The sequence below is a fragment of the Thermovenabulum sp. genome, from assembly GCF_049701175.1.
GTDB lineage: Bacteria > Bacillota > Thermosediminibacteria > Thermosediminibacterales > Thermosediminibacteraceae > Thermovenabulum.
The window spans coordinates 106,473-114,295 of record NZ_JBNATW010000003.1 but is presented as its reverse complement, the minus strand read 5'-3'; the positions used below and the strand labels follow the sequence as shown (position 1 = coordinate 114,295).

Sequence of the window (7,823 nt, the reverse complement as noted above, 5' to 3'; positions counted from 1 at the left end):
TGGCAGGGGTTATAGGTACTGCTATTGTTGCAGGTGTACTGCTTTCATTATATGGATAAAAGTTATATTTTTTGTGAAAGGAGTATGTCGATTGCAGAAGAAGAAAATCGGCATTACAGATACTATTTTACGGGATGCTCACCAATCTCTTATTGCAACAAGGATGAAAACCGAAGAAATGCTGCCTGTAGCAGAAAAATTAGACGAGGTAGGTTATCATTCTCTTGAGGCATGGGGTGGAGCTACCTTTGATAGTTGCCTACGGTATTTAAATGAAGATCCATGGTTAAGATTAAGAAAACTAAAAGAAAAAATCAAAAAAACACCTTTACAGATGCTTTTGAGAGGGCAAAACCTTCTTGGATATCACCATTATCCGGATGATGTTGTTGAGTTTTTTGTGAAAAAGTCTATAGATAATGGAATTAATATAATACGAATATTTGATGCCTTAAATGATGTAAGAAATATGCAAAAAGCTATAGAAGCTACAAAAAAATATAAAGCCCATGCGCAGGGCACTATCGTCTACACTATTAGCCCAGTACACAATTTGGAATACTATGTTGATATCGCCAAAAAACTAGTGGGGTTAGGCATAGATTCGTTGTGCATTAAAGACATGGCAGGATTGTTGACACCATATAATGCCTATGAATTAGTTAAAAGGTTAAGAGAAGAAATTAATATTCCTATTCAGGTTCACAGCCACTACACAAGCGGTATGGCTTCTATGGCTTATTTAAAAGCTATTGAAGCTGGAGCAGATATAGTTGACACAGCTCTTTCACCATTTGCTTTGGGAACGTCCCAGCCTCCCACCGAAACTATTGTGGCAGTATTAAAAGATACTTCATATGATACTGGACTTGACTTAGAACTTTTATCAGAAATATCGGAGCATTTCAAAAAAGTAAGAGAAAACTACAAAATTGATAGCGTTATTACAATAGTAGATACTGCAGTTTTAAATTATCAGATACCCGGAGGAATGATATCCAACCTTACCAGTCAGTTAAAACAGCAAAACGCATTAAACAAGCTCCCTGAGGTACTAAAAGAAGTTCCAAGGGTGAGAGAAGATTTGGGTTATCCTCCGCTTGTTACTCCTACAAGCCAAATTGTAGGAACCCAAGCTGTAATAAACGTAATAACGGGAGAAAGGTATAAAGTTGTAATTAATGAAGTTAAAAATTACATTAAAGGTTTATATGGCAAACCCCCAGGAGAAATAAATCCAGAAATTAAAAAGAAAATTATTGGAGATGAAGAACCCATTGATTGCAGGCCTGCTGACTTGTTAGAACCTGAGTTAGAAAAAGATTTTGCTGCTATATCGGGTTTCATAGAAAAAGAAGAGGATGTACTAACTTATGCTCTATTCCCACAGATTGCGATGAAGTTTTTCCAAGAAAGAGAAGCAGGGAAGTACAGATACGATTCAAATCTTCTTTTTGAGGATAATAAATTTAAATACTATCCGGTGTAAAAATGGCTCCTTTTTTAGAGGAGCCATTTTTTAACGCATAAATTTTATCATTTTTCCAACATTTAAACATTATACATAAAAGTAGGAAATATAGAAAGGTGAGAAAAATGAAGAAGAAAAATTACCTTATCCTACTTTTATGTATAATAATATTGTTATTATGCCTTTTTGTATATAATTACCAATTAAAAAATAGCAATGTTTTACCTTATAATACTTATATTGGCCCAGTAAATGTAAGTAAATTAAGTATGGAAGATGCAAATGAAAAAATTTTAGAATATATAAATAGAAAATATCAACAACAAATAATATTGAAATACAAAAGTAAAGAATATTATATAAATTTAAAGGAATTAATTACTTTTGATAAAGAAAAAAGCATTAATGAAGCTTTAAATATAAAAAAAGGTGAGTTTTTCTTTAAGTCCTTTTTCTTGGATTTCTTTGAAATAAGAAAATTAATTAATTTACCTTTATATGTTAAATTAAATGATCAATATTTTAATAATATTGTTAATAAAATAGAGAAGGAAATTTGCATCCAGCCTCAAAACGCAAAATTTATAATTAAAGAGAATAAAATTCAAATAGTTGGTGATAAAGAAGGAACAAAAATTAATGAAGAATTATTAAAAAAGAATATTTTAAATAAAATTTTTGACAAACAAATTATCATAGAAATACCAATACTTACTATTAAACCTTTTTATACAAAAGAAAAATTACAGCAAATGAATATAAAATATGAAATAGCTTCTTTTTCAACAAAATTTAACTTAAATCAGATTGAAAGAAGTAACAATCTAAAATTGGCTTCTGAAAGTTTAAACGGAACTATAATTGCACCGATGGAGATATTTTCTTTTAATGAGACAGTTGGTGAAAGGACAAAAGAAAGGGGCTACCTTGATGCGCCAATATATTTCAATAATGAAATATCTCAAAGTACTGGCGGAGGAGTTTGCCAAATATCAACAACACTTTATAATCTGGTTCTTTTTACAGATTTAGAGGTTATTGAAAGACATCACCATTCAATGCCTGTAGGTTACGTTCCTCCTGGAAGAGATGCAACCGTAAGTTACGGTTCTTTAGATTTAAAATTTAAAAATAATACAGGAAATTATTTAGTATTGTTTGCTGAAGTCAAAAACAATAGTATAATAATGAAATTTTATAGTAGTGAAAGAATGAAAAAGAAAGTAGATATTATTTCGGAAATTATAACTACAACTCCACCTTCCAAAATTTTAAAAGATGACTGCAATTTAGAAATGGGTAAAATGCGCATTGAAGAAGGCAGGCCAGGTTGTAAGGTAAAAGTATGGAAGATAATAAATAACAATGGAAAAATTGAAAAGAAATTAATATCCACCGACATTTATAAGCCTTTAAATACAATAGTATATGTAGGCAAAAAAATAGTTAATCCAAGTTTAGGTATTGAAAATAATAAAAATAATAATAAAGAGTTACCAAGTAATATAGATAGTGAGTTATCAAATGAATAAATAAATATTAAAATTAACCTCCTTTTGAGGTTAATTTTTTATTTTCAATTGCTCTTATAATTGTTATAATATCAAATGAGAAATCGGAGGAGAATAAAATGGAAATTAGTGAAATTGTTGAATTTTTTAAGGGTGAAGAAATTATATTACCTAAGAAAATTGAAATTATCCTATCTCTACAAAAAGAATTTGGCATAATTAACCAATCTTATGAAAATATACTTAGAAAAATAAAAGAAAAAAACGAGCAAGCAAAAAAAATGCAAGATTTTATTTATAATAAGATTAAAGAGTATTTACTTGAATGTAAAAGTTGCCCCCTTTGTTTTGCCGACTGCCATACCCAGAAAGTTGCCGGTGAAGGAAACTTTGCATCACCTATTGTTTTAATTGGCGAAGGTCCTGGAGAAGAAGAGGATAAATTAGGCAGGCCCTTTGTAGGCAGAGCTGGCCAGCTTTTAAACGCTCTTCTCAATAAGTTTAATATTGACAGGAGCCGTATCTACATAACAAATGTAGTAAAGTGCAGACCACCAAAGAATAGAACTCCCTATGTCAATGAAGTTAAAGCATGCTCTAATATTTTAAACTTAGAACTAGAGTTTATATCTCCAAAGGTAATCATTACCTTGGGGTCTACTCCATTAAAGTTCTTTAGACCTGATAAAAGTATTACCCAGTCTAGGGGTATATGGATAAAAGAAAAAGATATATGGATAATGCCTACCTATCATCCTGCTTATGTGTTGAGGCAAAGAGGTGAGAAACTGGAGATTACAAAAAAAGAAATTTATACGGATTTCAAAAATGCCTTATTAAAACTCAAAGAATTGTTAAAATAAATAAATAAAATACAATCAATACTTACAAGGGAGTGATATTTTTAGTGAAATATAAAGTTATTACTTGGGGATGTCAGATGAATGTACATGATTCCGAAGTGGTTTCCGGCGTACTTGAAAAAATGGGTTATACCCCATCCGAAGATATCAAGGATGCAGATATTCTTGTTTTAAATACGTGTAGCGTAAGAGAAACAGCTGAGCAGAAAGTATACGGTCGTTTAGGACAATTAAAACCCTTAAAGCAAAATAAGCCTAATATGATCATCGCTATAACCGGCTGTATGGTTCAGCAGCCACATGTGGTGGAGTATATTAAGGAAAAATATCCTTTTGTAGATATAATCTTTGGAATTCACAATGTTCACAAATTACCTCAGCTTATAGAAAATGTAATTTATTCCGATTATACCATTGTTGAGACAGTTGAAGACGAAACTTGGGTAGAAGAAGGCCTCCCCTATGTTAGAGAAGATAAGGTAAAGGCGTGGGTTACTATAACCTATGGTTGCAACAATTTTTGTACCTACTGTATAGTACCTTATGTTCGGGGTAGGGAAAGGAGCAGAAAACCTGAGGATATAATAAATGAAGTAAAATCATTAGCAGAAGAAGGAATAAAAGAAATAAATTTATTAGGTCAAAATGTAAATTCTTACGGAAGGGACTTAAAAGATGAAAATATTAATTTTGCAGGTTTATTAAAAGAATTAAATAAAATCAATGGAATTGAGAGAATAAGATTCACTACTTCCCATCCCAAAGACTTAAGTGATGAACTTATTTTTGCTATACGTGATTTGGAAAAAGTTTGTGAGCATATTCATCTTCCAATTCAAGCGGGTAGCAATAAAATATTAAAGTTGATGAATAGAAATTATACAAGGGAACATTACTTAGGGCTAATAGAAAAATTAAGAAAGGAGATACCTGATATTGCAATTTCGACTGATATAATTGTTGGGTTCCCCGGAGAAAATGAAGAAGATTTTTTGGATACTTTAGATATAGTAGAAAGGGTCCAATACGATCAAGCTTTTATGTTCATGTACTCAAAAAGAAAGGGAACACCTGCTGCAGAAATGGAAAACCAGGTAGATGAAGAAGTTAAAAAAGAAAGGTTAGATAGACTTATGAAGCTTCAGGATACCATTTCCGCTAAAAAAAATGAACAGATGAAGGATAAAGTTGTAGAGGTGCTTGTGGAAGGATTTTCTAAAAAGGATAAAGAAAAATTAACAGGCAGGACCAGAACGAACAAAGTGGTAAATTTTAAGGGACCTAAGGATATAATTGGAAAACTTGTTAAGGTAAAAATTACTGAACCTCATACCTTTTCTTTGATAGGAGAGCTTTTAACTACCTAAGGGGGTCAATTTTTTAAATGGATACTCCAATGATAAAACAATATAAAGAAATTAAAGAGAAATATAAAGATTATATACTGTTTTTCAGGCTGGGCGACTTTTATGAAATGTTTTTTGACGATGCTTATATAGCCTCAAGGGAGTTAGAAATTGCATTAACTTCAAGGGATCCGGAAAATAAGGTGCCCATGGCGGGTATACCTTACCACGCAGCGGACCAATACATTGCAAGACTTATAGAAAAGGGTTATAAAATAGCTATATGCGAACAAGTAGAGGATCCCAAACTTGCCAAAAATATTGTAAAAAGAGAAGTAGTTAAAATTATTACGCCCGGTACAGTAACAGATATAAATATTTTGGATGAAAAAAAGAACAATTACCTTTGTGCAATTTATAAATCGGAAAATAAATTTGGATTGGCTTTTGCTGATTTAATGACCGGTGAATTTATTACAACTGAAATAACTGCGGGCAGCAATTTTCAAGAAGTAATTAATGAGCTTTACAAATTTTCTCCCAGCGAATGCATTGTAAATAGTGAAATCTTAAATAATCCCATTTTAAAGAAAAATTATTTCGATTTCAATAATAATGCATTAACTTTAAAAAGTGAAAGTTATTTTGAAATAGATTGGGATTTGCTTTCTAACAATTTTGACGAAACTTCTTTAAAAGCCTTGGAGGGCAGGCCTCTTTCCCAAAAAGCTTCCTGTGCCTGCCTAAAATTTTTAATAGAAACTCAAAAACAGCAATTAGCACATTTTAATTTTATCAGGTATTATGAACCTTTGGAATATATGGTGCTTGACGCCAATACAAAAAGAAACCTAGAACTTACTGAATCCCTTTTCGAAAGAAAAAGACAGGGCAGCCTTTTTTGGGTTCTTGATAAAACTCAAACAGCGATGGGGGCCAGATTGCTACGAAAGTGGATAGAACAACCCTTAATCGATCCTATAAAAATCAAAGAACGCCTTGACGCTGTTGAAGAATTATTTGAAGACTTTTTCAAAAGAGAAGAACTAAAAAATGAGCTTAAAAATGTTTATGATTTAGAGAGATTAACTGGTAAATTAGTTTGCGGAAATATCAATGCAAGAGATTTATTAGCAATAAAAAATACAATTTCTCGGTTTCCAAGGATTAAAAATTTAATTAAAAATTCATCATCTAAGCTCTTGAGAAGCTTAGAAAGCCAATTGGATGGATTAAACGACGTCTTTGAATTATTGGATAAAGCAATTTGTGAGGATCCTCCCCTTTCTGTCAAAGAAGGAAATATCATTAAAGAAGGCTTTAACAAAGAAATAGATAAACTAAGAGAAATCGCTTTTAAAGGTAAGGATTTTATTGCAGAGTTTGAAGCCAAAGAAAGGGAAAGAACTGGGATTAAATCATTAAAGGTAGGTTACAATAAGGTTTTCGGTTACTATATCGAAGTTACAAAAGCGAATTTAAATCTTGTGCCTGAGGATTATATTAGAAAACAAACCCTTGCTAATGCAGAAAGATACATTACTGAAAAACTTAAAGAATATGAAGAAATGATTCTCGGTGCAGAAGAAAAACTTATAAATTTGGAGTACCAAATATTTTGCGAGGTTAAAAACCAGCTATTGTTAAACATACCGCGCTTTAAGAAAAGCTCAAACGCAGTAGCGACATTAGATGTTCTTGTAGCATTAGCACAGGTTGCTCGGGATAATAATTATGTAAAACCCGATATCACCACCAAAGACGAAATCTTAATTATTGAAGGAAGACATCCAGTTGTAGAATTAACATTGAAAAATGATATTTTCATTCCTAATGATACGCATATAAACTGCAAAGATTCTATGATTTCGATAATAACTGGACCCAATATGGCAGGTAAATCTACATATATGCGACAAGTAGCTTTAATTGTATTAATGGCACAAATTGGTAGTTTTGTTCCAGCAAAAAAAGCTGTAATAGGCATTGTAGATAGAATTTTCACAAGAATCGGAGCTTTTGACAACCTCGCTTATGGACAGAGCACCTTTATGGTTGAGATGACAGAAGTTGCTAATATTTTAAAATATGCTACTCCTAAAAGTTTAATCATTCTCGACGAAGTAGGTAGAGGTACCAGTACTTATGACGGTTTAAGTATTGCATGGGCTGTTGTAGAGTATATTCATAAAAACATAAAAGCCAAGACCTTATTTGCTACACACTACCATGAAATTACAAAATTAAAAGAGCTTTTTGGTGTAAAGAACTATAAAGTGACCGTTAAAGAAAAAGGAGAAGATATACTATTTTTAAGAAAGATTGTTCCGGGAGAAGCGGATAAAAGTTACGGTATTGAAGTCGCAAGATTAGCTGGATTACCTAAGAGTTTAATTAATAGGGCTAAAGAATTATTAAAAACTCTTGAAAAAGGTTTACCTGAAAAATTTTATGTAAATAATAATACTTTACCAGAAACAGAAAAAACTGATTCTCAGTTAGACCTAATGAATATAAAAAATGAAGCAATCATTCAAAAAATAAAAGAAATAGACATCAATACAATGACACCGTTAGAAGCTCTAAATTTCTTGTATAAACTTAAGTTAGAAATTATGTGAGGGGAAAACTC

General features: G+C 31.6%; 5 protein-coding genes. All 5 read left to right on the top strand.

The genetic code is table 11. The features are described from left to right. Window positions 1–91: 91 nt before the first annotated feature. The 5 genes from ACPLVF_RS01890 (at window position 92) to mutS (ending at window position 7,812) form a co-directional block, all read left to right on the top strand. Window positions 92–1,489 (top strand): oxaloacetate decarboxylase subunit alpha, encoded by a 1,398-nt coding sequence (locus ACPLVF_RS01890; RefSeq protein ID WP_424906128.1) that lies wholly within the window; start codon window positions 92–94, stop codon window positions 1,487–1,489. A gap of 107 nt (window positions 1,490–1,596) precedes the next feature. Beyond that, window positions 1,597–3,003: a VanW family protein gene (locus tag ACPLVF_RS01885; RefSeq protein ID WP_424906127.1), complete on the top strand. Its 1,407-nt coding sequence runs from the start codon at window positions 1,597–1,599 to the stop codon at window positions 3,001–3,003. A 98-nt stretch (window positions 3,004–3,101) separates the two neighbouring features. Next, on the top strand, window positions 3,102–3,845 hold the full coding sequence (locus tag ACPLVF_RS01880; RefSeq protein ID WP_424906126.1) for a uracil-DNA glycosylase: 744 nt from the start codon (window positions 3,102–3,104) through the stop codon (window positions 3,843–3,845). A 44-nt stretch (window positions 3,846–3,889) separates the two neighbouring features. Beyond that, window positions 3,890–5,212, top strand: a complete 1,323-nt coding sequence (gene miaB, locus ACPLVF_RS01875) for a tRNA (N6-isopentenyl adenosine(37)-C2)-methylthiotransferase MiaB (protein WP_424906125.1) — start codon at window positions 3,890–3,892, stop codon at window positions 5,210–5,212. Window positions 5,213–5,229: 17 nt separating this feature from the next. Further along, entirely contained in the window at window positions 5,230–7,812 is a 2,583-nt protein-coding gene (mutS, locus tag ACPLVF_RS01870) for a DNA mismatch repair protein MutS (RefSeq protein ID WP_424906124.1), read from the top strand. The last annotated feature ends 11 nt before the right edge of the window (window positions 7,813–7,823 follow it).

Coding starts and splice junctions, on each gene's coding strand:
- ACPLVF_RS01885 (WP_424906127.1), top strand. CDS start 1,597: ATGAAGAAGAAAAATTACCTTATCCTACTTTTATGTATAATAATATTG.
- ACPLVF_RS01880 (WP_424906126.1), top strand. CDS start 3,102: ATGGAAATTAGTGAAATTGTTGAATTTTTTAAGGGTGAAGAAATTATA.
- mutS (WP_424906124.1), top strand. CDS start 5,230: ATGGATACTCCAATGATAAAACAATATAAAGAAATTAAAGAGAAATAT.